This window comes from Myxococcus sp. MISCRS1, assembly GCF_026626605.1.
In the GTDB taxonomy this organism is placed as follows: domain Bacteria; phylum Myxococcota; class Myxococcia; order Myxococcales; family Myxococcaceae; genus Myxococcus; species Myxococcus fulvus.
In genome coordinates, this window is record NZ_JAPNKB010000001.1 from 1,103,939 (window position 1) to 1,130,367 (window position 26,429).

A 26,429-nucleotide genomic window follows, 5' to 3' on the forward strand; every position below is an offset into this window, starting at 1 on the left:
CGTCAACAGCGTCTTCAGCGCGAAGTCCGTGCGCAGCTCCGTGGGGCGGTGCTGGCGCCAGAGCACGCGCGCGGCGTCCTCGAACACCACGGTGTAGCGCCGGAAGCGCACCGGCGCGCCGCCCAGCGGGCCATGGGTCCGGGCCTCCAGCGAGCGCTCCCGGGCCAGGCCATGGAGGATGAGCGGCTTGGGTGGGGGCTGGGGGACGGGGTAGCCGCCGGAGATGGACAGCTTCACGTCCAGGAGGTCCGGGGTGGCGAAGGCCGTGAAGAGCGGCCCGTCGTCCTTCTCCAGACCGGTCCAGAAGCTCACCTCCGCGGTGAACCCATGGGGCTGGAGGTCCACGGAGAAGGCCTCCACCTGCCCCCCCGGGATGACGAAGGACTGCCCGCCCAGGGTCAGGGTGAGGGACAGCGCGAGTCGTTCCTGGAAGGCCATGCGCCGGCCTCCGCTTGCCCTTTCCGTGCCAGCGCTTCCCCTGGGGAGGACCCCGCCTGAGCGCCGCTCCTGCGGTCCTCCCGGACGCAGCCGCGTTCCGCCGGTACGCAGCCCGGACCCTCCCCCGGGGTGCTCGCGACACGCCCCCTCCCGCGCGCCTCCTTGGTACGTGCCTTGCTCTCAGGCCGAGCCGGCGCGTGTCCGCGGGCTGTCTCCCGCATGAGCACCAATGTCGGTCATGCGCCATGGGACGCGGATGAGTGGGTGGTGCCTCACGTGGCAACGGATGGGGACGCTGGCGCTGCTGCTGCTGGCGCCCGGCGCGTTCGCCCAGGAGCCGGCGGCGCTGCCCGCCTTCTTGATGGAGCGGCTGGAGATCAACCCAGGTCCCGGCCCCCTCGCGACGGGCGGTGGCACCGTGCTGCGCGCGGCCGAGCTCCGGGTGCTCATCCTGGGGCACTACCAGCACGAGCCCATGACCCTCAACGCGAAGGGCGAGACGATGCCCATCCTGACGAGCCGCACGACGGGCGTGCTCGCGGTGGCGCTCGGCTTGAGCTCGCGGCTGCAGATCGACGCGCGAATCCCGGTGCTGACCCAGCGTGAGGGAGACGACCTGGCCTCGCAGGGGCTGCTGGGGCCCACGCGGCACGGCGTGGGCTCTCCGCGCGTGGGCGCGCGGGTGGGCCTGTTGCGCACGGAGGAGGACGACGCGGTGGACCTCGCCTCGGAGGTGAGCGTCTATCTGCCGTTCGGGACGCAGGGCGCGTTCGCGCGGGGCGCCGACACGAGCATCCTGGCGCGCGTCATGGTGGGCGGCATGCTGGGCTCCATCCTGGCGCCGTCGTTCGAGCTGGGCGTGCTGGTGCGGCGCGGAGTCACCATCGAGGTCCCCACGCTGGAGGCGCGCGAGCTGGGCAGCGAGCTGCGCCTGGGCGCGGGCCTGATGACCACGGGGGCGCCGCTGCGCGCGGAGGTGGCGATCAACGCGGCGCTCTCCTGGAAGCAGGCGCGGGGCGCGGTGGAGGTGCTGGGCGGCGCGCGCTATGCGCCGCGCGAGGGCGTGGAGCTGTTCGCGCTGGGCGGCCTGGGCTTCGGCTCGGAGCCGGGCATCCCGCTGTTCCGCCTGGTCGCCGGCGTGGCGTTCAACTCGCTGCTGGGCGAGGACACGCGGCCCGACAGTGACACGAGCATCGTGCACGAGTCCGTGCCGCTGCCCACGCCCGCGCCGAACCGGCGCGTGTCGGACATGCAGGGCTCGATGATTCCCAACCCCGGCGAGGCCTCGCCCGTCGCGAACGTGTCCCGGGACAAGTTCGTGCTCGACGGCCGCGTGTACTTCCGCGTCGGGAGCGCGGAGCTGCCCGAGTCCTCGCCGGACCTGGAGCGCGCCGTGGAGCTGATGCTGACCAACCCGTCGGTGAAGCTGATGACGGTGGATGGACACACGGACGACTCGGCCACGGAGACCTTCAACCCACGGCTGGGTCGCGCCCGCGCGGAGGCCGTGTGGCGCTACCTGGTGGAGCGTGGTGTCTCTCCCCAGAAGCTGCGATTGCGCAGCTACGGCCCGGAGCATCCCGCACAGAGCAACGGAACCGTCGAGGGGCGCGAGAAGAACCGCCGGGTCGAGCTCCTCCTCATGCTGCCGACGAACCTGGAAGCCACGCCATGAAATCACTGAGATGGTTGCACCTTCTGACCTGCGTCGTGGCGTTGGGCGCGCACTCCGCGTTCGCCGAAGCGGATGTCTTCGGCCTGGGCGAGGCGCGGGACGAGTCCCTCACGGTCCCCGCCAACTCGAGTCAGGTCGTCAATCACTACGCGGCGGTGACGGGCCCGGTGCGCAAGGGCGACCGCCAGCTGCGCGTGGAGACGCTCGAGGGCTTCGCCGCGGGCGACCTGGTGATGGTGTTGCAGAGCGCGGCCGCGGGTCCCGTGGCCGCCCTGTCGCTCTCCACCTTCACGTACGGTCCGCGCGAGGAGAGCCCGCTGGGCCAGTGGGAGCTGGCGCGGGTGTCGCGCGCGAAGGACGGCGTGCTGCTGCTCGCGCGTCCGGTGCTCAATGACTTCGCCTTCCCGGGCACGCAGGTCATCCGCGTGCCGGAGTTCCAGGCCGTCACCATCCACCCCACGGGCGAAGTGAGGGCGCGCGCCTGGAATGGCTCGTCCGGCGGCGTGGTGGCCTTCCTCGTCGCGGACACGCTGCACAACAACGGCGTCATCACCGCGAGCGGCGCGGGCCCGCAGAGCGGCTCGACGAGCGGCGGCGGCGTGGTCTTCTTCCGCGCGCGCAAGCTCACGGGCGCGGGGCGCATCGAGGCCGACGCGCGGGCCTGGCCGTGGGAGCTGGAGGGGCTCACCCAGGGCGGCGCGGGCGGCAGCATCTCCGCGCGGCTGGTGGAGAGCGCGGACTGTGAGGCGCTGCTGGCGAGGAGCGCGGGCAGCGTGCTGCTGCAGGCCGCGAACCTCCGGGGCTGCCCGGTGTTCGTGGCGTCGGAGGTCTCGGGCGCCAAGGCCTCGGCGGCGCGCGCCGGGGAGGAAGGTGGCGCGACGCTTCTGGAGCACGGGCTCGTCATCCCCGCGCGTCCGGTCATCACCGCGCCGGGAGACGGCGCCAACGTGAAGGCCCAGTCCCCGCGCGTCACGGGCACCGCGGACCCGGGCGCCACCGTGCACGTGAAGCTGGGCAACACCGACCAGCCCACCACGCCCGAGCGCGAGCTGCCCGCCTCGGTGGTCAGCGAGTCCGGCGCGTTCTCCATCGAGGTGCCCGGCCGCCTGGAGGATGGCCTGTACGCCGTCACGGCGCACACGGAGCTGGAGGGGCTCGCGAGCCCCACGAGCGACCCGGTCTACTTCTCCGTGGAGGCGCTGCTCGCCCCCGCGGCGCCCGTCATCGAGGTGCCCCTGGCGAACGCGAAGGTGGGCGTGGCCGGCACGGGCTTCTCCGGCACCGCGGAGACGGACAGCACGGTGACCGTCACGATCGGCACGCTCGAGTGGCAGGCCCTCACGGGCGCGGATGGCCGGTGGTCGGTGCCGACGAAGACGGACCTCGATGACGGCACGCACACCGCCTCCGTCACCGCCACGAACGAGGACAACGAGACGGGGCCGACCGCGACCGTCACCTTCACCGTCGACACGACGCCGCCGGGCGTGCCCGTCATCTCCACCCCGGCCGCGAACGCCCAGGTGGGCACCGCCGGCACGGGCTTCTCCGGCACCGCCGAGGCGGGCAGCACGGTGAAGGTCACGGTCAATGGCATCACGTGGACCACCACGACGGCCGTGGGTGGGACCTGGTCCATCGCCGCCCAGACGACCATCGCGGAGGGCAGCCGCACCGCCTCCGTCACCGCCACCGACGCCACCGGCAACATCAGTCCGGCGGCGACGGTCACCTTCACCGTCGACCGGACGCCGCCAGGCGCGCCCGTCATCTCCACGCCGCTCGCGAACACCCAGGTGGGCACCGCGGGCACGGGCTTCTCCGGCACCGCCGAGCCGAACAGCACCGTGACGGTCACGGTCAATGGCACCTCGTGGACCGCCACGACGACCGCGGGCGGCACCTGGTCCGTTCCGACGAAGACGACCATCGCGGAGGGCAGCCGCACCGCCTCCGTCACCGCCAGGGACGCGGCGGGCAACACCAGCACCGCGGCGTCCGTCAGCTTCACCGTCGACACCACGGCTCCGGACAGGCCCGTCGTCACGACGCCCGCCGCGGGCTCCACCGTGGGCACGGCCGGCACGGGCTTCTCCGGCACCGCCGAGGCGGGCAGCACCGTGACGGTCACCGTCAGCGGAGAGTCGTGGACGGCCACCACCACGGCCGGTGGCGCCTGGTCCATCCCCACGCAGACGACCCTTCCGGCGGGCAGCCAGACCGCCTCCGTCACCGCCACCGACGCCGCGGGCAACGACAGCACCGCGAGGACGGTCACCTTCACCGTCGACAAGACGCCCCCCGCCGCGCCGGTCATCAGCGCGCCCGCCGAGGACGCCGTGGTCGGTCCGACGGGGCTGACCTTCTCGGGAACGGCCACCGCCACCCATCAGGTGCGGGTGAGCCTGGATGGAAACGTGGTCGACACCGTCACCGTGCCCGCCAACGGGCGCTGGAGCGTGCCGGCCAACAGCACGCCCGCCAACGGAAGCCACGTCGTCACCGCCACCGCCACCAACAACATCGGCAACACCAGCGCCACCACCACGCGCAACTTCACCGTCGATGCGACGCCTCCGGCGGCGCCCGTCGTCACCACGCCCACCGCGGGTCAGGTGGTGGGCACGGCCGGCACGGGCTTCTCCGGCACCGCCGAGGCAGGCAGCACGGTGACCGTCACGGTCAACGGCACCTCGTGGACGGCCACGGCCGCGGCCAACGGCGCCTGGTCCGTTCCGACGAAGACGACCATCGCGGAGGGCAGCCGCACCGCCTCCGTCACGGCCACGGACACGTTCGGCAACGTCAGCGTGGCGACGACGGTCGCCTTCACCGTCGACCTCACGGCGCCGGCGAGGCCCGTCGTCACGACGCCCGTGGAGGGCTCCACCGTGGGCATGGCCGGCACGGGCTTCTCCGGCACCGCCGAGGCGGGCAGCACGGTGACGGTCACGGTGGGCGCCCAGACGTGGACGGCCACGGCCACCGTGGGGGGCGCCTGGTCCGTCCCCGTCCAGACGGACATCCCCGCGGGGTCCCGCGTCGCGTCCGTCACCGCCACCGACGCCGCGGGCAACGTCAGCGCCGCGAGGACGGTCAACTTCACCGTCAACAAGACGCCCGCCAGCGCGCCCACCATCACCACGCCCACCACCGCGACGCCCGTGGGTCCGGTGGGGCTGACCATCTCGGGGACGGCCACCGCCACCAACCGCGTGACGGTGAACCTGGACGGCAACCTGGTCGACACCGTCACCGCCGCGGCCAACGGGCTGTGGAGCGTGACGGTCAGCAGCACCCTCAGCGAGGGCCAGCACACCGTCACCGCCCTCTCCACCGATGGGATTGGCAACACCAGCTCCACCACCTCGCGCACCTTCACCGTCGACGCGACGGCTCCCGCCGTGCCCGTCGTCACGACGCCCGCGCCGGGCACCCGCGTGGGCCGGAGCGGAATCAGCTTCTCCGGCACCGCGGAGGTGGGCAGCCAGGTGCGGGTCACCGTCGGCAGCGCGTCGTGGACGGCCACGGCCGCCGCCAACGGCGCCTGGTCCGTCCCCGCGCAGACGACCATCGCGGATGGCAGCCACACCGCCTCCATCACCGCCACGGACACCGCCGGCAACGTCAGCGAGGCGACGACGGTCAACTTCATCATCGACACCACGCCTCCCGGAGTGCCCGTCGTCACGACGCCCGCGGAGGGCGCCGTGGTGGGCACCGCCGGCACGGGCTTCTCCGGCACCGCGGACGCCAACAGCACCGTGAGCGTCACGGTGGGCGCCCAGACGTGGACGGCCACGACCAGCGCCGGTGGCACCTGGTCCGTCCCGGTGAAGACGAACATCCCCGAGGGCGCGCAGAGCGCCTCCGTCACCGCCTCCGACAGCCTGGGCAACGTCAGCGCCGCGAGGACGGTCACCTTCACCGTCAACAAGACGCCCGCCGTCGCGCCCACCATCACCGCCCCCGCCAACAACGCCGTGGTGGGCCCGGCCGGCACCGCGTTCACGGGAATGGCCACGCTGGGCAACCAGGTGACGGTCCACCTGGATGATGTGCTGCTCGGCACCGTCACCGCGGCGGCCAACGGGCAGTGGACGGTGAGCTTCAGCGGAACCCTCACGGAGGGAACGCACAAGGTCACCGCCGTCGCCACCAACGAGCTGGGCAACAGCAGCTCCACCACCACGTCGAACTTCACCGTCGACCTGACGCCTCCGCCCGCGCCAGTCATCGAGACGCCCGCCACGGGCGCCCGGGTGGGCACGGCCGGCACGGGCTTCTCCGGCACCGCGGTCGCGGGCACCCTCGTGAGGGTCTCCGTCGGCAGCGCCTCGTGGACGACCACCACGGCCGCCAACGGCCGCTGGTCCATCGCCGCGCAGACGAGCCTCCCCGATGGCAGCCGCACCGCCTCCGTCACCGCCACGGACCCCGCGGGCAACACCAGCGCGGCCACGACGGTGACGTTCATCGTCGACACGGTGCCTCCGGCCGCGCCGACCATCGAGACGCCCGCCGCGGGCGCCCGGGTGGGTCCGGCGGGCACGGGCTTCTCCGGCACCGCCGAGCTGGGCACCTTGGTGACGGTCAACGTCGGCGCGCTCGCCTGGACGGCCACGACGGGCGCGGATGGCCGCTGGAGCGTCGCGACGACGACGGCCATCCCGGATGGCGCGCAGACGGCCTCCGTCACCGCCACCGACGAGACCGGCAACGTCAGCGGAGCGACGGAGGTCCTCTTCAACGTCGACACCCAGAGGCCGGCGCTGCCCCTGGTGGAGGTCCCCGCCGAGGGGGCCCACGTGGGCCCCGCGGGGACGGGCTTCTCCGGCACCGCCGAGGCGAACAGCACGGTGAAGGTCGTCGTGGGCGCGCTCGAGTGGACGACCACCGCGGCCGCCAACGGCCGCTGGTCCATCCCGACGAGGACGGACATCCCCGAGGGCGCTCGCACCGCGTCCGTCACCGCCACCGATGCCACCGGCAACGTCAGCGACGCGCGTGAGGTCCACTTCACCATCGACAAGACGGCGCCGAGCGAGCCGGTCATCGTGACGCCCGCCGCGGGCGCCCGGGTGGGCACGGCTGGCACGGGCTTCTCCGGCACGGCCGAGGCCGGCAGCACGGTGAAGGTCGTCGTGGGCGCGCTCAACTGGAGCGCCACGACCAGCTCGGATGGCGAATGGGCCATCGCACCGGTGACGACCCTCGCGGATGGCAACCGCACCGCGTCCGTCACCGCCACCGACGCCGCGGGCAACGTCAGCGCCGCCGTGACGCGCTCCTTCACCGTCGACACCACGCCGCCCGCCATCCCCGTCATCGAGACGCCCATCGGAGGCGCCCAGATTGGCGTCGCGGGCACGGGCTTCTCCGGCACGGCCGAGGCCGGCAGCACGGTGAAGGTCGTCGTGGGCGCGCTCAACTGGAGCACCACCGCGGGCCCTGACACCCGGTGGACCGTCTCCGTGCAGACGAACATCCCGGATGGCAGCCGCACCGCCTCCGTCACCGCCACCGACGCCACCGGCAACGTCAGCAGCGCCGCCCAGGTCACGTTCAACGTGGACACGACGAAGCCCGACGTGCCCGTCATCGTGACGCCCGCCAACGCGGCCCGGGTGGGCGTCGCCGGCACGGCCTTCAGCGGCACCGCCGAGCCGACGAGCCGGGTGGACGTCGTCGTGGGCACGCTGTCGTGGACGACCACGACCGCCGCCGACGGGCAGTGGACGATCCCGACGAAGACCAACATCCCGGACGGCGAGCACACCGCGGTGGTCACCGCCACCGACGCGCTCAACAACAAGAGCGACCCGGCGACGCGCATCTTCTCCGTCGACACCACGCCTCCGGCGAAGCCCATCATCACCACCCCCAGGGCCGACACCGTCGTGGGGACCGCGGGCACGACCATCGAGGGAGAGGCGGAGGCCGGAAGCACGGTGGTCGTCACCATCAACGGTGTCGCGTCCCCCGCCGTCCAGGCCGGCGCCAGCCGCATCTGGACCCTGCCCACGCAGGTCTTCACCACCAGCGGCATCTACAACCTGAGCGTCACCGCCACCGACGCCACGGGGAACAAGAGCGACGCCACCGTCGACACGTTCCGGGTGGACGTCACCCCGCCGAACCCGCCCGTCATCCTGCTGCCGAACTCCGGCATCCTGGTGGGCAGCGCGGGCGTGGACTTCTCGGGGACGGCCGAGGCGGGAAGCACCGTGGAGCTCTTCATCGAGGGCAACCTCCGCGTCAACGCGCGGGTGGTGGCGGGCTCCAATGGGACGTGGATCATGACCAGGGTCACCACCATCCCCGGGGGCGAGCACACGGTGACGGCCAAGTCGACGGATGCCGCGGGCAACATCAGCGCCGCGTCCAATGGCATCGACCTGGAGGTCGACGTCACGCCCCCCAACCGCCCCACCATCACCTATCCCGTGGACGGGACGGCCATCACCTCCGCGCGCCCCACCATCACCGGCACGGGGGACGTGGGAACCACCATCATCCTCGCCATCGACGGTGACGAGCGCGGCAGCACGCTGACCACGACGGTGGGAGAGGGCGGGACCTGGTCCTTCACCTCGCCCTCGCTGTCGCAGGGCCCCCACGACCTCACGGCAAGGGCGCGGGACACGGCGGCGAACCTGAGCGAGCCGTCCCTCCCGGTCCGCTTCACGGTGGACTCCGGCTTCAACCCTCCGCTGGTCGTCGCGTCGCCCAAGGAGGGGGATGTCCTCACCCTGGCCAGGCCGCGCTTCATGGGGACCTCGGAGCCGAACAGCATCATCACCATCACCCTGGACGGCAAGCCGCTGCCGAGCGTCACCGCGGACGCCGCGAACAACTGGAGCTACGAGCCCCTGGAGCCCCTGGCCAACGGCGTCCACGAGTTCTCCGTGGAGGCGCGGGACGCGGCGGGCAACACGGCGCGGATGGCCGTGCGCAGGTTCACCCTGGACCTGGAGGACCCCACGCCCCCCGTGCTGCTGTCGCCGGCGCCGGGCGCGCTGCTGCGCTCCCGCCGGCCCTCGATTCGAGGCACCGCCCAGCCCCAGTGCCGGCTCACCGTCCACCTGAACGACCAACCCCAGACGCCCACCATCACCGTCAACGGCGCGGGTGAGTGGTCGTTCACGCCCACCGCCGACCTGACCGAGGGCGCGTACACCGTCACGGCGGACTGCCTGGATGCGTTCGACCGGCGCGGAGAGAAGGCCGAGGCGCGCACCTTCACGGTGGACGCCACCGCGCCGGGAGCGCCGCTCATCATCACGCCGACGGAGGGCAGCATCCTCGGCCGGAGCTTCGATACCGTCACCGGCACGGCCGAGGCGGGCACGACGCTCACCGCGGAGCTCAACGGCCTGGTGGTGGGCACCGCCATGGCCAATGATAGAGGCGAGTGGACGCTCGTCGTGGACAAGGCCACGGTGCACGGAGACCAGGCCCTGCGCGTGTACTCGGTGGATGCCGCGGGCAACACGGGCACCCGCTCCGACCCGCGCCTGTTCCGGTTGGACTTCATCCCCCCCGTGACGACGTTGACCGGCGGCCCCACGGGCACCAGCACGCTCGCCAACGTCACCTTCATCCTGGACACGTCCGAGGAGGTCGCCAGCTTCCGGTGCTCGGTGGATGGCAAGGACCCGGAGCCCTGCGCGAAGGAGCTCACGCTGCGCAACCTGGCGGAGGGAGACCACACGCTGGACGTCTGGGCGACGGACTTCGCGGGCAACGTGGAGGTGGCGCCCGCCCATCGCGCCTGGCACACCATCCGCCCCAGTCTGGTGGAGGGCGGCGGCGTGGGCTGCGCGTCGACGGGCGGCAGTCCCCTGGAGGTGTTCGGGTGGCTGCTGTGCGTCGCGGCGCCGGGCCTGGTGGCGATGTTCCGCCGCCGGCGCTGAACGGACGCGCGATGGACGAGGCGCTCGCCCCAACGCACAGGGGCGAGCGCTTCACGTCACTGGATGACGAACGAGCCCACGTAGTCGTTCGTGTACCCCAGCGGGCCCTGGCCGCCGTTCATGTACCAGCCGTCGTTCAGGTAGATGCCGATGAACCAGTACGACGCGTAGACCAGGTAGGTGCCCGCCGACAGGCCGTACGTGTGGGTGACCTCCTGCTCGTGCGCGATGACGCAGTTGTCGTGCGAGTGGTGCGTCTGGTGCGTCTTCACCAGGTTGCCCAGCGTGTCGTAGATGTAGAAGTTCACCTTGGTGCTCGGCGCGACGACGCCGCTGAAGGTGAGCGAGCCGCCCGGGCTCAGCGGGCTGGTGTAGCTCATCGACACGTAGCTCGACTGCCGGCACCAGTCCCTGGGGCGCCCGTAGGCCAGCGGGTACAGGGGGATGTTGGCGTTGATGTAGACGGGCGGCGTGGTGTTCTGCACCGTGCTGATGGTGACGGGCGTGGAGCCTCCGCCGCAGCCACCACAGCCACCTCCCCCCGGCTCCTCCTCTCCGGGGTCCGGGAGGGGCGGGAGTTCCTGCACGCTCGTGTCGAGCGAACCGGGCGCATCCTCCGGCGGGGGCTCTCCGCACGCGGTGAGCAGGGAGGCGAGGCACAGCGAGGCAAGGGCCGTACGCAACAGCTTCATGGGGTTCATCTCCGGGCTGACGCTGGCGCGCCTGTCGCGCCAGGACGCGGGACAGGCTCGGCGCCTTCGCGCCGCTCCCCCCTCGTTCACCTGGAGGTCGGCACCCGGGGATTTTCTTTGCATCGAGGGGTGACGATTTCTTCCCCCCTGCCCCGCTCAGGAGGCGCGGGAGACCGCCTGCGCCCGCGCGCGGAGGTCCGCCACCCAGGCGCGGGCCTGGTCCTCCGTGTCCACCATGCCGAACGGCGCGCTCCGCGTCCGCCCCAGCAGCAGGGAGGCGCGGCCCATCATGTTCGCCATGGTGCGCAGCGAGAAGCTGGCGCCGAAGATGACGGTGCCGGCGAAGGGCATCACCTCCGGCGTCTCGCTCAAGATGCGGCGCGCCTCGGAGGTGATGCTCGAGGTCCGCCGCGAGTCATTGATGAGATAGAGCGTGGGGTGCGTCCCGCGCAGCTCCTCGGCCACGCCGGCCAGGTCATGGATGAGCTTGACGTCGAACGGGCCCACGTTGACGAGCCGCACGATGTCCGGCGACTCGAGCCACACCTTGCTGTCACCGAACGTCCACATGCGAACCATGTCGTGTCTCCTCCAGCGGCCGCGAGGGCTTCAGCGGTGGGGGCCCGCGCCGCGGCCATTCAGGTGCAGGAAACAGTCGCGCAGGCCTTCCTTGAGGCTGCCGAGCGTCTTCACCTCCCGCAGGTCCACGCCAATCTGGACCAGCGTCTGCGCAATCGCCGGGCGGATGCCCGTCACCACGCAGTAGGCGCCGAGCAGCCGCGCCGAGCCCACCATCTTGATGAAGTGGTTGGCCGTCATCGTGTCCACCACCTCCACGCCGGTGATGTCGATGATGACGCAGCGGGCCTTGCCCTGGACCACGCGGTGCAGGAGCCGCTCGGTCATCTCCATGGCGCGCTGGGTGTCCACCACGCCGACGATGGGCAGCGTGAGGATGTCGTCCCACAGCTCGATGATGGGCGTGGACAAGTCCCGGATGGCGTCGCGCTGCCGGTCGATGGTGGACAGCTTCTCCTCCAGCTCGCGGTGGCTCGCCGCCAGACGCGTGAGCGCCTCCTCGTGCTCGCGGCGGGTGGAGGCCAGCTCGCGCACGAAGATGTTGAGCGTCTCCTCCAGCGCCGCCAGCTCGTCCTGCTCGCGGATGTCGATGGTGGTGCGCGCGGAGGAGAACTCCCCCACCGAGATGAGCGACAGCACGTCGATGATGCGGCCGATGCGCTCGGGGGCGATGGACAGCGGAGCGGACGGGGTGTGGCTCATGGCGCCTCCTTCGGACGACGGTCAGACGACGGTGCGCGGGGACGCCGGGGCGACAAGGCCGAGCATCTCGTCGGCCAGCCGCTGCGCCTGCTCCCGCTCGGACTCCTCCGTGCGCGCGCCCACCGCCCGGACGCCGAGCAGCGCCAGGCCCTCCTCCAGCCCCAGCGCCGTCTCCACGCCGTCCAGCTGGATGCCCATGCTCTGCAGCGTGAGCGCCACGTCCGCGCCCATGCCGCACAGCACGGTGCGCGTGCCCATCAGCCGGGCCGAGCCCGCCAGCCGCGCCAGCACCGCGCACAGGTGGCTGTCCACCAGCCACAGGCCGGAGATGTCCACCACCATCCCCCTGGCGCCGGTGCGCTGGATGTCGCGCAGCACGTCCGAGCAGAGCTGCGCGGCCTGCGCGTCGGTGATGTCGCCCTGCAGGGGGACGATGAGCTGTCCCCACAGGGGGATGATGGGGATGCGCGACAGGTCACGCGAGGACAGGGGGGATTCGGGGTGGCTCATGAAGGCTCCACGTCCGCCACCAGCACGGTGGCGTCATCGGTGGCGCGGCCGAAGCGCTCCAGGAGCACCGCGCAGGCCGCGTCGGGGGGCTGGCCGCGGACCTGCTCCAGGTCCAGGCGGAAGCTCAGCCCGTCTGAGAAGAGGACCAGCCGGTCCTTGGGCAACAGCGGCGTGGACACGGTGCGCAGCGTCCGGAACGACTGGCCCAGGATGCCCGGCGTGGGGAGCACCGGCACCCGCGTGCCCAGCGTGCGCAGCTCCACGTTGCCCACGCCGCCCGCGTGCAGGACGCTCCCGTCGAACAGGGCCAGCATCACCGCGGAGCCCCGGCCGTGCTTGAGCGCCACGTGCAGCGCGGCCACCAGCTCCTCCACCGAGGACGTCAGCGGCATCCGCGTCAGGCACTGCGTGGCGGCCGCCGTCGCCAGGGCCGCGGCGGGCCCGTGGCCCAGCGAGTCCACCACCGCGAGCAGCGTGACGCCCGGCCCGGAGCGCACCACCACGCCGTCGCCGTTCTCCACCTCGCCCGGCTTGGGCCGCGTCAGGTGGGCGACGGCGAGCCTCACAGCCACACCTCGAACTCCACCTGGGTGCCAGAGGGGCCGGTCTTCACCTCGAACCTGTCCGCCAGCCGCTTGACGCCCAGGATGCCCAGGCCCATGCCCGTCTTGCTCCGATAGGTGCCGGACAGCACGCGCTCCAGCTCGGGGATGCCCTTGCCCTGGTCCTCGGCGCGCACGCGCAGCAGCTTGCGCGGCGCCTGCACCGGGATGAGCTGGATGGTGCCGCCGCCGGCATAGGACACCTGGTTGCGCGCCAGCTCGCTCACCGCCGTCGCGACCTTCTGGCACTCGTAGCCGCGGCCGCCCATGGCCTCGCACAGGGCGCGCGCCGCGAGCCGCGCCTGGCTGGCGTCCGCCTCCGTGCGCACCTGATACGTCGTGGGCCGCGCCTCCACCGGAGCGCTGGACGTCGCCGAGGGCTCGCGCAGCCCCAGGCCGCTGGGCACGGTGGCCGTCGCCAGCAGCGCCTTGAGCCGCGCGGACAGGTCCGGCCGCCTCGACGGGTCCACGAAGTGCCGCGTGGCCGGCTCCAGCGCCTCGATGACCCGGGGCAGCTCCGCCGTGCCCAGCGTGTCCGCGCTCAACCGCAGCGGCTCCAGCGTCCCCCTGAGCACGAGCCTCGCGGCGGTCTCCGACATGAAGTGCTGGAGGACACCGAGCAGCTGCGAACTGGTCCCACCACGACTCACCACGGCTTGCTTGCCTCCAGCTTCATGCGCTTGCGTGCGAACACTTCCAGGCCCCCGCCCTCGCGGTTGGACACACGGACCTCGTCCGTCAGTCGCCGCACCGCCGCGCCGCCCTCACCCAGGCTCTCTCCGGGCAGCGGCCCGGGCCGGCCCTCGCGGCCCAGGAAGAGCCGCTCCGGCTCCGCCATGCCCGGGCCCCGGTCGCGCGCGCGGATGCACAGCCAGCAGTCCTCGCGCCACAGCTCCACCGTGCCGCCCACCCGCGTGTGGCGCACCAGGTTGGTGGCCAGCTCGCTCACCACCACCGCCACCTCCGCGCTGGACGCCGCCGACAGCCCCGACTCGCGCGCGAAGCGCCGGCTCAAAGAGGCAGCCACCACGGCATCCACGGGATGTCGGACGGTCACCGACAGGTGCGGGTCCAGCGAGGCGGAGGCAGGCAGAGGCGACGGCAAAGGGCTCGTTCCCGGAGTAAATCCCTTGGGATTACGCGGGTATGAGGCAACGAATCTCGAAGCCTTGTAAAGCGGTTCACAATCCACCCACGGATTGGGCTTCCGTTCTCTGGAAGAGGTGTCTAGAATCCGGGGTTTTTGCTTTTTCGCTTCTGGGCTTCACCGGCTTCGGCCAGGAAGCGCTGGGATTTCCCCGCTCGGCCCCATCGCGACGGGGCGCGGAGGACCCACGCGCCCCGAGCGGGACTGCGAGCGGGAGGGCGACTCCGGGCTCAGTGGCCCTGGAGCAGGTGGACCTGCAAGTCCAGGCCCACGGCGAGCGTGGTGCCACGAGGCAGCTCCACCCAGCTGCCGGGGCGCTGGAGGTGGCTCGCCACGACGACGGTGCGACGACGGCGGTGCGCGCCGACAGCGGGCTGACTCTCCGGGGTGCTCGCCGTCACGCCGCAGGGCTCGCACTCCGCCCCGCCCTCCAGCCGCGAGTAGTAGAGCGGCTCCTCGCCGCAGCGGCTCGCCACGAGCAGGAGCCCGTTGGTGGCCACCAGGTTGAGCGTGGAGGCGCGGGGGATGCCCAGCTCCATGGAGCGCTTGACGACCTCGCGCGCGGTGTCCGCCAGGAGGCGTCCGGCGACCTGGGGCTCCAGGCGCGGATCATCCGTGCGGCCGACGTCGCGCAGCTGACGCAGGAAGAGCGCGAAGAGGACCTCGCTGTCGGTGCCGCCGCGCACCTGACGCTGGAGGTGCTCGGGGAGCGAGGCCATCAACGGCCCACGGAGCTGCTCGAACCCGCTGATGGCGCCCTGATGGGCGAACAGCCACCGGCGCGAGCGGAAGGGTTGGGTGTTCTCCTCGAGCGACGCGCCCAGGGGCAGCCGGCCCGCGTGGAACAGGAGCGCTTCGGACTCGGTGGGTGGGGCGAGCGACTCCAGCGAGGGAACCTCCTCCACGTCGGCGAGCCGCCGCAGCAGGACCTCGTCCTGGGCATACGCGCCCACCCCCATCGCGTTCGCTCGAGGCTCCGTCTGGACGAGCACCTGTCCGGCGAGCCGGGAGAGCTCGCACCTCAGCAGGTTCGGGTCGGACGTGAGGGCGGCGAGGACGACGGACATGAGGGAGAACTCCTTTGCTTCATAGATAATGACGTCCCCTCCCCCCCTCAAGCCAGCGAGCCCGTCCCCTTAACAGCCCGCTAAGTACCTGAAATGGCTGGGGTTTACATTGAACGAACATTGACACGTCGTTGGGAGGCTCCTAACCTCCGGGCGCTTCACCGACGGCCTCGGGCTTCGAGACCTTCACCGGAGATGGAATGTCGGACGACATCGCAATCGGCATCGACCTCGGCACGTCGTACTCGTGCGTGTCGGTGGTCCAGGACGGGCAGCCCATCGTCATCCCCAACGAGTGGGGTGAGACGACGCATGCCTCCTGCGTGTCCTTCCTCGAGGACGGCTCGGTGCTGGTGGGCAACGCCGCCAAGAAGAACATCATCACCAGCCCCGAGACGACGGTGTACTCGGCGAAGCGGCTCATCGGCCGGTACTACTTCTCCGATGAGGTGAAGAAGGCCCAGGCGGTGATGCCGTACCGGATCGTCGAGGGCGAGAACAACTCGGTGCGCATCGGGGTGCGCGAGCGCGCGTACTCGCTGCCGGAGATCTCCGCGCTGGTGCTCAAGGAGATGAAGGCCGTCGCGGAGACGTACCTGGGCCGCGAGGTGACGAAGGCCGTCGTCACGGTCCCCGCGTACTTCAACGACAACCAGCGCCAGGCGACCAAGGACGCGGGGCGCATCGCGGGGCTGGAGGTGCTGCGCATCCTCAACGAGCCCACCGCGGCGGCGCTCGCGTACGGCTTCGGCCGGGACGTCAACCAGCGCGTCGTCGTCTACGACCTGGGCGGCGGCACGTTCGACGTGTCCATCCTGGAGATCGGCAAGGACGTCTTCGAGGTGCTGGCGACGGCGGGTGACACGTACCTGGGCGGCGACGACTTCGACGACCGCATCATGACGTACCTGGCGGACGACTTCCTGAACAAGACGCGGCTGGACCTGAGGCAGAACAAGTTCTGCCTGCAGATGCTCAAGGAGGCCGCGGAGAAGGCGAAGATCGACGTGGGGCAGACGGGCTCGGCGGACATCCTCTGCCAGGGCATCTGCCAGGACGCGCAGGGCAACGTGATGGACCTGCGCAACACGCTCAACCAGGACCAGTTCAACAAGATGGTGATGGACCTGGTGCAGCGCACGTTCAAGGTCTGCGACGAGGCGCTGCAGAGCGCGCGGCTGACCGCGGCGGACATCGACGCGGTCATCCTGGTGGGCGGGCCCACGCGGCTGCCCATCATCCGCAACTCGGTGAAGCACTACTTCCAGAAGGCGCCGCTGGAGGGAATCAACCCGGACCAGGTCGTGGCGATGGGGGCCGCGCTCCAGTCGCACGCGCTGCTCGACAGCAAGACGGAGACGTTCCTGGTGGACGTCACGCCGCTGACGCTGCGCATCGGCACGGTGGGTGGGTACACCGAGAAGATCATCGACAAGAACACGCCGGTCCCCATCGACCGCTCGAAGGCGTTCACCACCAGCCGTGACGGGCAGGAGAAGGTGAAGATCCGCGTGTACCAGGGAGAGTCCAACCGGGCCGACGAGTGCGAGATGCTCGGCGAGTTCGAGTTCGCGGGCTTCCGCATCGGGTATCGCGGTGAGGTGAAGATCGAGGTCACCTTCGAGATCAACACCGACGGCCTGGTGAACGTGTCCGCGTGCGACACGGAGACGGGTCAGAAGACGTCGACGACGATTACGCTGTCCTCGGGCATGTCCGAGGCGGACATCCAGAAGTCCATCCAGGCGAACCGGAGCACCCGGCTGGCTGGGCACAACAACTCCGACCTGCCCGCCGTGGCCCAGTAGACGAGCGCGATGTCCGAGCCTACCGATCCCAGCTCCGGCAAGCCGCCGGGAAGCCCGCCCGGGACACCGGCGGCTTCCTCGCGACCGGCCATTCCACGGATGACGGCGGCCTCGCCGGTACCGCCCACGCCCGCCCCCGTGGCGAAGCCTCCGGCGGCGCCTGGCGCGCCGGTGCCCCCGGGTGCGAAGCCTCCGGGCGTCGCGGCGCCGGCCGTGCCCCAGGCCCAGCGGCCCACCGTGTCCATCCCCGCCGTCACCGCGCCGGTGCCCCAGCGGATGAGCGCCACGGGGATTCCCGCGGTGGGCGCGCCCGCGTCCACGACGCCCGCGGGTGCCCGGCCCACCGTGGCCGCGATCCCCGCCATCGGTGCGCAGCCCGCGCGCCCGGCCACGCCCCCTGCCCCCGGCGTCCCTCCACCGGCGCCCCGCGTCCCGGGTGTCGCGCCCATGACACCGGCGCCCGTGGCGCCACCTCGCGCGCCGGGAGCCGGCCCTGCCTCGGGTGCCGTGCCGACGGTGGCGCCCGCTGGCGTGCCCGGCCTTGGCACGTCTGCCGTGCCGACGGTGGCGCCCGCTGGCGTGCCCCGTGCTCCGACAGGCACTCCGCAGCCCCCCGCGCCCGTGGCTCCTCCTCGCGCGCCCGGCGTCGGGACGGGTGCCGTGCCGACGGTGGCGCCCGCGGGAGTGCCCCGTGCCGCGGTCGGCACACCGCCGACGCCCGCGCCCATCGTTCCTCCTCGCGCGCCTGGCATCACGGCCGGTGCCGTGCCGACGGTGGCGCCCGCGGGAGTGCCTCGTGCTCCGGTCGGCACTCCACCGACGCCCGCGCCCGTCGCGGCATTGATCCCTCCTCCTCCGCCCGTCCAGGCTGTTGCCTCGTCTCCCGGAGCCATCGTTCCGCCGCCTCCGCCCGTCGCAGCCGGAATGCCTCCGCCGCCGCCGGGCTCAGGCCCCGCGCCGAGGGCCACTCCGGTCGGACTGACGCCGCCGCCTCCTCCAGGCTCGGGCCCCGCGCCGAGGGGAACCCCTGTCGGGCTGACGCCTCCCGATTCTGGCTCCGCGCCGCGAGGGACTCCCGTCGGACTGACGCCGCCGATGCCCCCCGGCTCGGGCCCCGCTCCGAGGGGAACTCCGGTCGGACTGACGCCGCCGACGCCAGTTCCCGTCGCGGGCGCACCTCGCGCGGCGCCCGCGAACCGTCCTCCCTCGGGAGCCGTTCCCGCCATCTCCCCGGTCGTTCCGCCCATCGCGCCGGCGGTGCCCTCCATCGCCCCGGCCACGGGCGCCCCAGCGGTGCCCTCCATCGCCCCGGCCACGGGCGCCCCAGCGGTGCCCTCCATCGCTCCGGCCACGGGTGCCCCCGCCGCGCCGCGCGGTCCGGCCCTGACGCCGCGCCCGCCTCCGACGCTCGCCGTCGGGCAGGTCGCCCCACCGCCGCCTCCACCCTCGGTCCCCGCGCATCGCCCCGGCGCCCGGCCCACCATGTCGCTGCCGGCCATCGCGCCGTCGGACCTCTCGCCGCGGCCTCCCGTCCCGGGCATCCCGCCGGTCACCGCGCCCCGCGTGCCCGCCGTCAGCCCGCTGGTCCCGTCCGTGGCGCCGATGACGCCGCCGCCCCCGCCACCGGGCGCGCTGTCACCGCCTCCTCCGCCGAGCGCCGCCAAGGGCCCGGGGCTCGACGAGCACCAGCTCGCGGACCTCGCGTCGCGCTGCGCGAAGCTGGAGCAGCTCGACTACTTCGAGGTGCTCCTGCTGGAGCGCACGGCCACGCCCGCGGACATCAAGAAGGCGTTCTACCGGGAGAGCCGCACCTACCACCCGGACCGCTTCTTCCACATCACGGACAAGCAGCTCAAGGAGCAGGTCCACGAGCTCTACAAGCGCGTCACCGAGGCCTACTACGTCCTGCGCGACGACACGAAGCGCAAGAAGTACGTCACCGACGTGACGGGCCCCGAGCGCGCCCAGAAGCTGCGCTTCACCGAGGCCTCCGAGGCGGAGACCAAGGCCGCCGCCAAGAAGGAGCAGGAAGAACAGATCGGCACCCACCCCAAGGGCCGCCAGTTCTACCAGCAGGCGCAGAAGGACATCGACGCGGGCAACTGGTCCGCCGCCGAGCGCAACCTCAAGATGGCCCTCACCTACGAGCCCTCCAACGCGCGCTACAAGGAGAACCTCGCGGAGGCCCAGAAGCGCCTCCAGGAAGAAGCCAAGGGCAAGGGCGACTCGTTCAAGATCCGCTGACGCCCCGCGCCCCGACTCGCCATGGTCATCGACCTCGTCATCCTGGGCCTGGTGCTGTTCTTCGGCATGATCGGCGCCTTCACCGGCGCCTCCCGCCAGGTCGCCAACTGGGTGGGGCTGGCGCTGGGCTACTTCGCGTCGCGCAAGCTGGGGCCCCTGCTCGCCCCCCGGTTCGCCGAGGCCGTGGACGGCCCGCTCGTCGTGGGCCTCGTGCTGGGCACCGCGCTCCTGTTCGTCTGCGTCTGGCTCACGGTGCGCTACGCCCTGGGCGCGCTGCTCGCGCGCTTCCTCGCCACCGGAAAGGACAACGAGGACCGGAGCATCGACCGCCTCCTGGGCTTCATCCTGGGCGCGGCCAAGACGGCCGCCTTCGCGTGGTTCGTCCTCAGCGCCATGTCCTTCTTCGAGCAGCACGTGGTCATCGCCGGCAAGCGCGTGGGCGTGTCCCCCAAGGACTCGCTCGCCGTGTCCGCCGCGCGCCGCTACAACCTCTTCGAGATGAGCCAGTTCGCCCCCATGGAGGACATGGTGGCGGTGGCCCGCGCCAGCACCGACCCGGAGCGCTCCCAGAAGCTCAAGAACGACCCGGCCTACAAGGCCCTGCGCAAGGACCCGCGCTTCCAGCGCCTGCTCCAGGATGACCAGGTGAAGCAGGCGCTCGCCCGGGGTGACACCGCCGCGCTGCTGCGCAACGACCTGGTCCTCCAGCTCATCCAGGACCCGGACATCGCCGCGAGGCTGGGCGCCGCCGCCCAGGCCTCGGAGCGTGACGCGGACGTCACACGTTGAGCTCCACGGCGTCCAGCGTCGCCAGCCTCGGGCGCACGTAGTCCGCGTCCACCTTCACCTGCCGACGCCGCCGCTCGGGGGCCTCGAACATGATGTCCGCCATCACGTGCTCCAGGATGGAGCGCAACCCGCGCGCCCCCAGCCCGCGCGCCACCGAGTAGTGCACCACCTCGCGCAGCGCCCCGTCGTCGAAGTCCAGCTCCAGCTCGTCCATGGCGAGCAGCTCGCGGAACTCGCGGATGATGGAGTCCGGCGGCTCGGTGAGCACGCGGATGAGGTCCGCCTCGCCCAACAAATCCAGCTGCACCACCACCGGCAGGCGCCCGAGGAACTCCGCCAGCATGCCGAACTCCACCAGCTGCTTGGTGCCAATGCGCTTCTTCGCGCGCCGGAAGCGCTCGTCCGCGCCGAAGCCCAGGGGCCGTCCCCCGCCGGGCTCGTCCCCGTAGTCGTGCAAGTCACTGAACGTGCCCGCGCAGATGAAGAGGATGTCCCGGGTGTCCACCTGGACGAAGTCACTCTTGTTCCACGCCTGCGTGACGTTCAGGGGGACATAGACCTCGCGCCCCTCCAGGAGCTTGAGCAGTCCCTGCTGGACGCCCTCGCCGCCGATGTCGCGGCTGCCCGCGCCGTTGCGAGCCCCCTGCGAGCGCCGGGCGATCTTGTCCACCTCGTCCACGAAGATGATGCCCCGCTGCGTGTCCTCGACGGAGTGGTTCGCCTTGAGCAGCAGGTCGGAGATCATCACCTCCACGTCCTTCCCGTAGTAGCCGGCCTCCGTGTACTCGGTGGCGTCCACCGTGGTGAACGGGACGTGGAGGATTTCCGCCAGGTTGCGGGCGATGTGGGTCTTCCCGCTCCCCGTGGGGCCGATGAGCAGGATGTTGGATTTCTTGATGAGGGACTGACGGCGCAGGCGTCGGGCCTGCACCCGCTTGAGGTGGTTGTGGGCGGCGATGGCCACCGCGCGCTTGGCGGCGTCCTGGCCGATGACGTACCGGTCCAGTCGCTCGTAGATCTCCCGAGGGGTCAGCGGCGCTTCTTCCCTACGTGCGGACGACTCCATGTACCCTTCCCTTCTATCCACGCGTCCTCCCGACACTCCGGACAAAGGGTAGGAATCGGATGGAAGGTCCGCCCGCCAGGACAGGGGCCCCAGCGGGACGTCTGCCTGGCCGCTCGCTCCACTTTCAGGCGGCTGTTGAATGCCGGGGGGCTTTCCTATAGTTCCCGCGCCCCTCCACTGTTGACTGGAGTCCACCCTCTCTCTTCCCAGGGAGCCTCGAACCGCCGATGCCCGCAAACGCCCCTCCGCACCGCTGGACCCTCGCTGACGCGCACGAGCTCTATGGAATCCGGAACTGGGGCTCGCCCTACTTCGGCATCAACGACAAGGGTCACGTCTGCGTCCACCCGGACGGGCCCCAGGCCCCCAGCATGGACCTGAAGGACCTGGTGGACGAAGTGCGCCGCCGCGGCATCGGTCTGCCGCTGCTGCTGCGCTTCACGGACGTGCTGCGCCACCGCGTCGTCCACCTCAACGAGGCCTTCCGCAAGGCCATGGCCGACCAGGGCTTCAAGGGCGGCTACCGGGGTGTCTACCCCATCAAGGTGAACCAGCACCGCTACGTGGTGGAGACCATCATCGAGGCGGGCAAGGGCTACAACTACGGCCTGGAGGCCGGCAGCAAGCCCGAGCTGATGGCGGTGATGGCGCTGTTGGAGAACGAGGACGCGCTCGTCATCTGCAACGGCTACAAGGACGAGGAGTACATCGAGACGGCGCTGTTCTATTCGCGCCTGGGCCGCAACGTCATCCTCGTGGTGGAGAAGCCCAGCGAGCTGCCCCTCATCGCCGAGGTGGCGCGTCGCACGGGCATCACCCCGCGGCTGGGCATGCGCGTGAAGCTGTCCACGCGCGGCGCCGGCAAGTGGGAGGCCAGCGGCGGAGATCGCTCCAAGTTCGGCCTGTCCTCCTCCGAGCTGATGAGCTGCATCGCCTTCATGAAGGACACGGGCCTGTTGCCCGCGTTCGAGCTCTTGCACTTCCACCTGGGGAGCCAGATCTCCAACATCCGCAACGTGAAGAACGCGCTGCGCGAGGTGGGCTGCTTCTACGTGGAGGTGGCGCGGCAGGGCGCGCCGCTGAAGTACCTGGACGTGGGCGGCGGCCTGGGCGTGGACTACGACGGCTCCCAGACGAACTTCGCCTCCTCCATGAACTACACGACGGAGGAGTACGCCAACGACGTGGTGTTCGGCGTGATGGAGGCGTGTGACCGGGCCGGCGTGCCGCACCCGACGCTCGTCTCCGAGTCGGGCCGCGCCGTCGTCGCGCACCACGCGGTGCTGGTGGTGGACGTGCTGGGCACCAGCGAGTTCGACCCGGCGCAGCTGCCGGACAAGGTGGACGACAAGGCGCCCTCCGTGGTGCGCAACCTCCTGTCCACCTTCCGCGAGGTGACGAACAAGAACCTGCTGGAGGCGTGGCACGACGCGCAGGACGCCAAGGAGGAGAGCCTCACCCTCTTCTCGCTGGGCCACCTGTCGCTCGAGCAGCGCGTGGCGGCCGAGAACATCTACTGGGCCACCTGCCACAAGATCATGCGCATCGCGAAGGAGGCGGGCGAGATCCCGGAGGAGCTCGAGTCGCTGGAGAAGGCGCTGAGCGACACGTACTTCTGCAACTTCTCCGTGTTCCAGTCGCTGCCGGACTCGTGGGCCATCGACCAGCTGTTCCCGATGATGCCCATCCACCGTCTGGCGGAGAAGCCGACGCGCCGCGCGACGCTGGCGGACATCACCTGCGACTCCGACGGGAAGATCGAGCACTTCATCGACAAGCGCGAGGTGAAGGACGCGCTGGAGCTGCACGCGCTCAACGACGACGACTACTACCTGGGCATCTTCCTGGTGGGCGCGTACCAGGAGATCCTCGGCGACCTGCACAACCTCTTCGGTGACACGCACACCGTGCAGGTGTCGCTGGCGCCCAACGGGGGCTACCTCATCGACCACGTCGTCGCGGGCGACACGGTGACGGAGGTGCTCAACTACGTCAGCTACAACAAGGACGACCTGGTCGCCCGGCTGCGCAAGTTCACGGAGATGGCCCTGCGCCAGGGCCGCATCTCCCTGGACGAGTCGCGCACCCTGCTGCGCATGTACGAGGACGGCCTGTCCGGTTACACGTACCTGGAGCGCGGCGTGGACGCGAGCTTCGCGGGCAGCGCCAGCCAGCTGCGCCTGGTGCCGCAGCCGGACGCCACCCGGCCTCCGGTGTCGCCCTCGGGCACCTGACGCCCCTGCCGTGACAGGTGACTGAAAGCCCCCACGCCCTCCGCCGCGAAAGCGCCGGGGGGCGTGGTGTCCGCGGCCCTCAGTAGCTGGCGATGGGCGTCTCGCCCGAGCCGAACGCCATGGGCTCGTCGGCGAAGGCCACGTCCGAGGCGCGGGCCCTCAGGCGCTGGAGCGCGGCCTTCTGCAGCTCGCCTCGGGCGATGAGCGACTCGAAGTCGAACGGCGCGAGCCGCGTGTCCTTCCGCTGGAGTCGCGCCAGCGTGGTCCACAGGGACAGCCGCCCCTCGGTGGCGGTGCACAGCCCCTCCAGCTCCACCAGCCGACTCAACGGCGAGTAGCGCACCCAGGAGCCGTTGAGCTTCAGCCGGGCGGCCTTCTCCACCACCCACGCGACGCGGGACTTGAGTGGATCTCTTCGCAGCTCCAGCGCGCCCATCACCGCCTCGAGCATGCGCTGGTCCTCGCGCAGCTCCGGGACGAGGGTGGCCAGGAAGTGGCCCACGAGGTTGCTGTGGTTCTCCGACTCGGTGCGCCGGGCCAGCTCGATGCCGGCCACGGAGCCCGCGTGGTGGTCGTTGAGGTAGATGCCCAGGCGCTTCGCGTCCATGCCCCTCTCCGGGTTGGGAGTGCCGTCGTGAAGACTCTTCACGACGAAGCCCCCTGGCAGCGAAGGCCAGGAGGCTCCCGTGTACACCGAGCGGGCGGGCGCTCTTCAGTCCGGGTAGCTGAACGTCATCGGCAGCTTCAGCTCGGGGTGGAGGCTGCGCGCCACCGGACACTCGCGGCCCACCTGCTCCAGCCGGGCGCGGTGCTCGGCGGACAGGCCCGCGGGCATCTGCAGGTCCACGACGAGCTCACCGATGCGGCGCGGCGGCGGCGTCATGCGCTTCTCCACGCGGCCGCGAATCTCGCCCAGGGAGATGCCCTCTCGCGAGGCGAACAGGTGCATCGTCGTCACCGCGCAGGCCAGCAGCGCGGCGCCCACCAGGTCCGTGGGGGAGAAGCTGCCACCGGTGCCGCCGTTGTCCCGGGGGGCCTCCGTCTGCAGCTCCGTGGTGGACGGGCCGTGGGTGAGCTTCGTCTTGAACTGGGGGTGGCTGACCAGGGTCATCACCACGCCGGTGGCGGGGGGCTGTTGCTGGCTCATGTCGTTCTCTCCTCGGGCCGGGTGACTTCGGGGGCGCTCCACTCACGGGGCGCTCCAGCAGCTTCATCATCCACGGCGCGAGGGGGCGCGCCTACTTGTTCCGCTTGCCGCGGCGCGCGGACTTCCGCTCGGGGGCGGGCGCGCTCAGCAGCCGCTCCCGCACGGCCTCGGGGGACAGGTCCCCGGTGTCCGCCACCACACAGGAGACGTACGCCAGCTCCGCGAGGGCCCGGCGGGCGCGCTCGCGCTCGGCGGAGTCCTTGGAGCCCAGCGCGTCCGAGGCCGCGGCCACGTAGCTGCTGGCGAGCGACTCGAAGAGGTACACCCGGTTCTCGATGCTCGACTCGGATTTCTTGGCCATGGGCCGGGCAGTCTAGGCCCGCGCGGCCAGGGACAGCGAGTCGGCGGGCGGCGAGCCCTTCAGCTCTGTCATCGCCAGACGGTCCAGCGTGGTGGAGCGGTACACCTCCAACATCCGCTGCTGGCCCAGCTTCCACACGCCGTACATGGTGCAGCTCCCGGTGGCCCGGCAGCCGTCATGCTGTGTGTCCTGGCAGACGTTGACGTTGACGGGGCCTTCCACCGCCTCGATGACGTCCAGGAAGGTCACCTCCCGTGCGGGGCGCGCCAGGGCGTAGCCACCGTGGGCGCCGCGGGTGGAGCGCACCAGCTTGCGCGAGAGGAGGACCTTGAGGATCTTGGCGAGGAAGTCCTCGGGCACGTCCATGCGCCGGGCAATCTCCCGGAAGGGGACCATGCGCTCCAGCGGCTGAGAGGCCAGGAAGGTCATGGCCCTCAGTCCGTATTCAATCTTCCGGGAGATCTGGAGTGGGTGCTGCGGCATCGCCCTTGACGTGGCTCGTGGTTTGAAGAAGAGCCTAGGTCGCGACAGTGCGGCTTTCAACCGCTCGCCCCTGGAGACCGATGTGATCGACCTGCACTCCCACACCACCGCCAGCGACGGGCAGTACACGCCCACGCAGTTGCTCGAGCGCGCCCGGGCCGCGGGCGTGACGGTGTTGTCGGTGACGGACCACGACACGGTCGCGGGGCTCGCCGAGGCGAAGGCCGCCGCGCTCGCGAACGGCGTGGAGCTGGTGCCCGGCATCGAGATCTCCGCCTTCGTGCTGGGCCGCGAGGTGCACATCCTCGGGCACTTCGTGAGGCCGGAGGACGAGGACCTCGCGCGCTTCGCGCAGCGGCTGCGTGGTGAGCGCGAGCAGCGGATGGAGGCGATGGTCGCGAGGATGCAGCAGCTGGGCTTCCCCGTCCGCATGGAGCACGTGCGCGCCATCGCCGGTGACGCGCAGCTGGGGCGGCCGCACCTGGCGCGCGTGTTGGTGGACCAGGGTTGGGCGGTGGACATGAAGGCCGCGTTCGACCGGTTCCTGGGGACGCGGGGCATGGCGTGGGTGGAGCGCTTCAAGCTGGACGGCGCGGACGCCATCCGCCTCATCCGCAAGGCGGGCGGGACGGCGACGCTGGCGCATCCGGGCTCGTCGAAGGTGGAGCGCATGGAGCTGCGCGAGCTGGTGAAGGCGGGCCTCGCGGGGCTGGAGGTGCTGCACGCGGACCACAACCCCGCGCTGAAGCAGAAGTACCTGGCGCTGGCGAAGGAGCACGACCTGGTGCCGACGTCGGGCAGCGACTTCCACGGCGAGGCGGTGTCGGCCGACCACAAGCTGGGCAGCGCCGCCATGCCGCCGGAGCTGTTCGCGAAGCTGCGCTCGCGCGCCACGGCCTGAGCCTTCGGGCTGAAGCGCCGCTCGCTCGCGCGCCTGGGCCAGCCCCTGGGACGAGGTCCAGTCCCCTC

Annotated in this window: 20 protein-coding genes; 7 read left to right on the forward strand and 13 right to left on the reverse strand. The window is 71.4% G+C overall.

The features are described from left to right. Nucleotides 1-667 precede the first annotated feature (667 nt). Both OWM54_RS04130 and OWM54_RS04135 read left to right on the forward strand, forming a co-directional pair. A complete protein-coding gene (locus OWM54_RS04130; protein WP_267696681.1) occupies nt 668-2,113 on the forward strand; it encodes an OmpA family protein in 1,446 nt (481 codons plus the stop codon). Continuing rightward, nucleotides 2,110-10,029 carry an Ig-like domain-containing protein gene (locus OWM54_RS04135; RefSeq protein ID WP_267696682.1) on the forward strand — a complete coding sequence of 2,640 codons (7,920 nt, stop codon included), beginning with the start codon at nt 2,110-2,112 and terminating at the stop codon, nt 10,027-10,029. The genes OWM54_RS04130 and OWM54_RS04135 overlap by 4 nt, the downstream gene beginning before the upstream one ends. Nucleotides 10,030-10,085: 56 nt before the next feature. On the opposite strand, the gene OWM54_RS04140 is transcribed toward OWM54_RS04135, so the two are convergent. The 8 genes from OWM54_RS04140 to OWM54_RS04175 all read right to left on the reverse strand — a co-directional run bounded on the left by OWM54_RS04140 (nt 10,086) and on the right by OWM54_RS04175 (nt 15,328). Continuing rightward, the gene (locus OWM54_RS04140; RefSeq protein WP_223746841.1) at nt 10,086-10,721 is read right to left on the reverse strand and encodes a hypothetical protein; all 636 of its coding nucleotides are present in this window, start codon (nt 10,719-10,721) and stop codon (nt 10,086-10,088) included. Nucleotides 10,722-10,877: 156 nt separating this feature from the next. Further along, nucleotides 10,878-11,300 (reverse strand): hypothetical protein, encoded by a 423-nt coding sequence (locus tag OWM54_RS04145; RefSeq protein WP_223746840.1) that lies wholly within the window; start codon nt 11,298-11,300, stop codon nt 10,878-10,880. A gap of 30 nt (nt 11,301-11,330) precedes the next feature. Continuing rightward, nucleotides 11,331-12,002, reverse strand: coding sequence for an STAS domain-containing protein (locus OWM54_RS04150; RefSeq protein WP_223746839.1), 672 nt, complete (start codon nt 12,000-12,002; stop codon nt 11,331-11,333). A gap of 21 nt (nt 12,003-12,023) precedes the next feature. Then, entirely contained in the window at nt 12,024-12,512 is a 489-nt protein-coding gene (locus OWM54_RS04155; RefSeq protein ID WP_223782960.1) for an STAS domain-containing protein, read from the reverse strand. Further along, nucleotides 12,509-13,084: a SpoIIE family protein phosphatase gene (locus OWM54_RS04160; protein WP_223746837.1), complete on the reverse strand. Its 576-nt coding sequence runs from the start codon at nt 13,082-13,084 to the stop codon at nt 12,509-12,511. Before OWM54_RS04160 ends, OWM54_RS04155 begins: the two co-directional genes overlap by 4 nt. Further along, complete coding sequence (locus OWM54_RS04165) at nt 13,075-13,764, reverse strand: ATP-binding protein (RefSeq protein ID WP_267701087.1); 690 nt, start codon at nt 13,762-13,764, stop codon at nt 13,075-13,077. The genes OWM54_RS04160 and OWM54_RS04165 overlap by 10 nt, the downstream gene beginning before the upstream one ends. Further along, a complete protein-coding gene (locus tag OWM54_RS04170) occupies nt 13,761-14,141 on the reverse strand; it encodes an ATP-binding protein (protein ID WP_267696683.1) in 381 nt (126 codons plus the stop codon). The genes OWM54_RS04165 and OWM54_RS04170 overlap by 4 nt, the downstream gene beginning before the upstream one ends. Nucleotides 14,142-14,491: 350 nt before the next feature. Beyond that, on the reverse strand, nt 14,492-15,328 hold the full coding sequence (locus OWM54_RS04175; RefSeq protein WP_223746835.1) for a class II glutamine amidotransferase: 837 nt from the start codon (nt 15,326-15,328) through the stop codon (nt 14,492-14,494). Between the two features lie 200 nt (nt 15,329-15,528). Between OWM54_RS04175 and dnaK the strand changes: the two genes are divergently transcribed. The 3 genes from dnaK (at nt 15,529) to OWM54_RS04190 (ending at nt 20,169) form a co-directional block, all read left to right on the forward strand. Further along, nucleotides 15,529-17,136: a molecular chaperone DnaK gene (dnaK, locus tag OWM54_RS04180; RefSeq protein ID WP_046712988.1), complete on the forward strand. Its 1,608-nt coding sequence runs from the start codon at nt 15,529-15,531 to the stop codon at nt 17,134-17,136. A gap of 1,257 nt (nt 17,137-18,393) precedes the next feature. Further along, complete coding sequence (locus tag OWM54_RS04185; protein ID WP_267696684.1) at nt 18,394-19,380, forward strand: J domain-containing protein; 987 nt, start codon at nt 18,394-18,396, stop codon at nt 19,378-19,380. A 21-nt stretch (nt 19,381-19,401) separates the two neighbouring features. Next, the gene (locus tag OWM54_RS04190; RefSeq protein WP_267696685.1) at nt 19,402-20,169 is read left to right on the forward strand and encodes a CvpA family protein; all 768 of its coding nucleotides are present in this window, start codon (nt 19,402-19,404) and stop codon (nt 20,167-20,169) included. Here the strand turns inward: OWM54_RS04190 and clpX are convergent. After that, on the reverse strand, nt 20,159-21,235 hold the full coding sequence (gene clpX / locus OWM54_RS04195) for an ATP-dependent Clp protease ATP-binding subunit ClpX (RefSeq protein ID WP_267696686.1): 1,077 nt from the start codon (nt 21,233-21,235) through the stop codon (nt 20,159-20,161). The genes OWM54_RS04190 and clpX overlap by 11 nt on opposite strands. A 227-nt stretch (nt 21,236-21,462) precedes the next feature. Between clpX and speA the strand changes: the two genes are divergently transcribed. Then, complete coding sequence (gene speA, locus OWM54_RS04200; RefSeq protein ID WP_046712985.1) at nt 21,463-23,469, forward strand: biosynthetic arginine decarboxylase; 2,007 nt, start codon at nt 21,463-21,465, stop codon at nt 23,467-23,469. A gap of 79 nt (nt 23,470-23,548) precedes the next feature. On the opposite strand, the gene OWM54_RS04205 is transcribed toward speA, so the two are convergent. From OWM54_RS04205 to OWM54_RS04220, 4 genes are all read right to left on the reverse strand, one after another. Next, a complete protein-coding gene (locus tag OWM54_RS04205) occupies nt 23,549-24,076 on the reverse strand; it encodes a hypothetical protein (RefSeq protein WP_223746832.1) in 528 nt (175 codons plus the stop codon). A 105-nt stretch (nt 24,077-24,181) separates the two neighbouring features. Next, nucleotides 24,182-24,616, reverse strand: a complete 435-nt coding sequence (locus tag OWM54_RS04210; RefSeq protein WP_223746831.1) for an OsmC family protein — start codon at nt 24,614-24,616, stop codon at nt 24,182-24,184. 91 nt (nt 24,617-24,707) lie between these two features. Further along, nucleotides 24,708-24,977, reverse strand: a complete 270-nt coding sequence (locus tag OWM54_RS04215; RefSeq protein ID WP_223746830.1) for a hypothetical protein — start codon at nt 24,975-24,977, stop codon at nt 24,708-24,710. A 12-nt stretch (nt 24,978-24,989) separates the two neighbouring features. After that, entirely contained in the window at nt 24,990-25,460 is a 471-nt protein-coding gene (locus tag OWM54_RS04220) for an RrF2 family transcriptional regulator (RefSeq protein WP_223746829.1), read from the reverse strand. Between the two features lie 82 nt (nt 25,461-25,542). Between OWM54_RS04220 and OWM54_RS04225 the strand changes: the two genes are divergently transcribed. After that, on the forward strand, nt 25,543-26,361 hold the full coding sequence (locus OWM54_RS04225) for a PHP domain-containing protein (RefSeq protein ID WP_046712980.1): 819 nt from the start codon (nt 25,543-25,545) through the stop codon (nt 26,359-26,361). The last annotated feature ends 68 nt before the right edge of the window (nt 26,362-26,429 follow it).

Excerpts from the sequence above, each read along its gene's own strand:
- OWM54_RS04130 (WP_267696681.1), top strand. The coding sequence starts at position 668 with ATGTCGGTCATGCGCCATGGGACGCGGATGAGTGGGTGGTGCCTCACG.
- OWM54_RS04135 (WP_267696682.1), top strand. The coding sequence starts at position 2,110 with ATGAAATCACTGAGATGGTTGCACCTTCTGACCTGCGTCGTGGCGTTG.
- OWM54_RS04140 (WP_223746841.1), bottom strand. The coding sequence starts at position 10,721 with ATGAAGCTGTTGCGTACGGCCCTTGCCTCGCTGTGCCTCGCCTCCCTG.
- OWM54_RS04145 (WP_223746840.1), bottom strand. The coding sequence starts at position 11,300 with ATGGTTCGCATGTGGACGTTCGGTGACAGCAAGGTGTGGCTCGAGTCG.
- OWM54_RS04150 (WP_223746839.1), bottom strand. The coding sequence starts at position 12,002 with ATGAGCCACACCCCGTCCGCTCCGCTGTCCATCGCCCCCGAGCGCATC.
- OWM54_RS04155 (WP_223782960.1), bottom strand. The coding sequence starts at position 12,512 with ATGAGCCACCCCGAATCCCCCCTGTCCTCGCGTGACCTGTCGCGCATC.
- OWM54_RS04175 (WP_223746835.1), bottom strand. The coding sequence starts at position 15,328 with ATGTCCGTCGTCCTCGCCGCCCTCACGTCCGACCCGAACCTGCTGAGG.
- dnaK (WP_046712988.1), top strand. The coding sequence starts at position 15,529 with ATGTCGGACGACATCGCAATCGGCATCGACCTCGGCACGTCGTACTCG.
- OWM54_RS04190 (WP_267696685.1), top strand. The coding sequence starts at position 19,402 with ATGGTCATCGACCTCGTCATCCTGGGCCTGGTGCTGTTCTTCGGCATG.
- clpX (WP_267696686.1), bottom strand. The coding sequence starts at position 21,235 with ATGGAGTCGTCCGCACGTAGGGAAGAAGCGCCGCTGACCCCTCGGGAG.
- speA (WP_046712985.1), top strand. The coding sequence starts at position 21,463 with ATGCCCGCAAACGCCCCTCCGCACCGCTGGACCCTCGCTGACGCGCAC.
- OWM54_RS04205 (WP_223746832.1), bottom strand. The coding sequence starts at position 24,076 with ATGGACGCGAAGCGCCTGGGCATCTACCTCAACGACCACCACGCGGGC.
- OWM54_RS04210 (WP_223746831.1), bottom strand. The coding sequence starts at position 24,616 with ATGAGCCAGCAACAGCCCCCCGCCACCGGCGTGGTGATGACCCTGGTC.
- OWM54_RS04215 (WP_223746830.1), bottom strand. The coding sequence starts at position 24,977 with ATGGCCAAGAAATCCGAGTCGAGCATCGAGAACCGGGTGTACCTCTTC.
- OWM54_RS04220 (WP_223746829.1), bottom strand. The coding sequence starts at position 25,460 with ATGCCGCAGCACCCACTCCAGATCTCCCGGAAGATTGAATACGGACTG.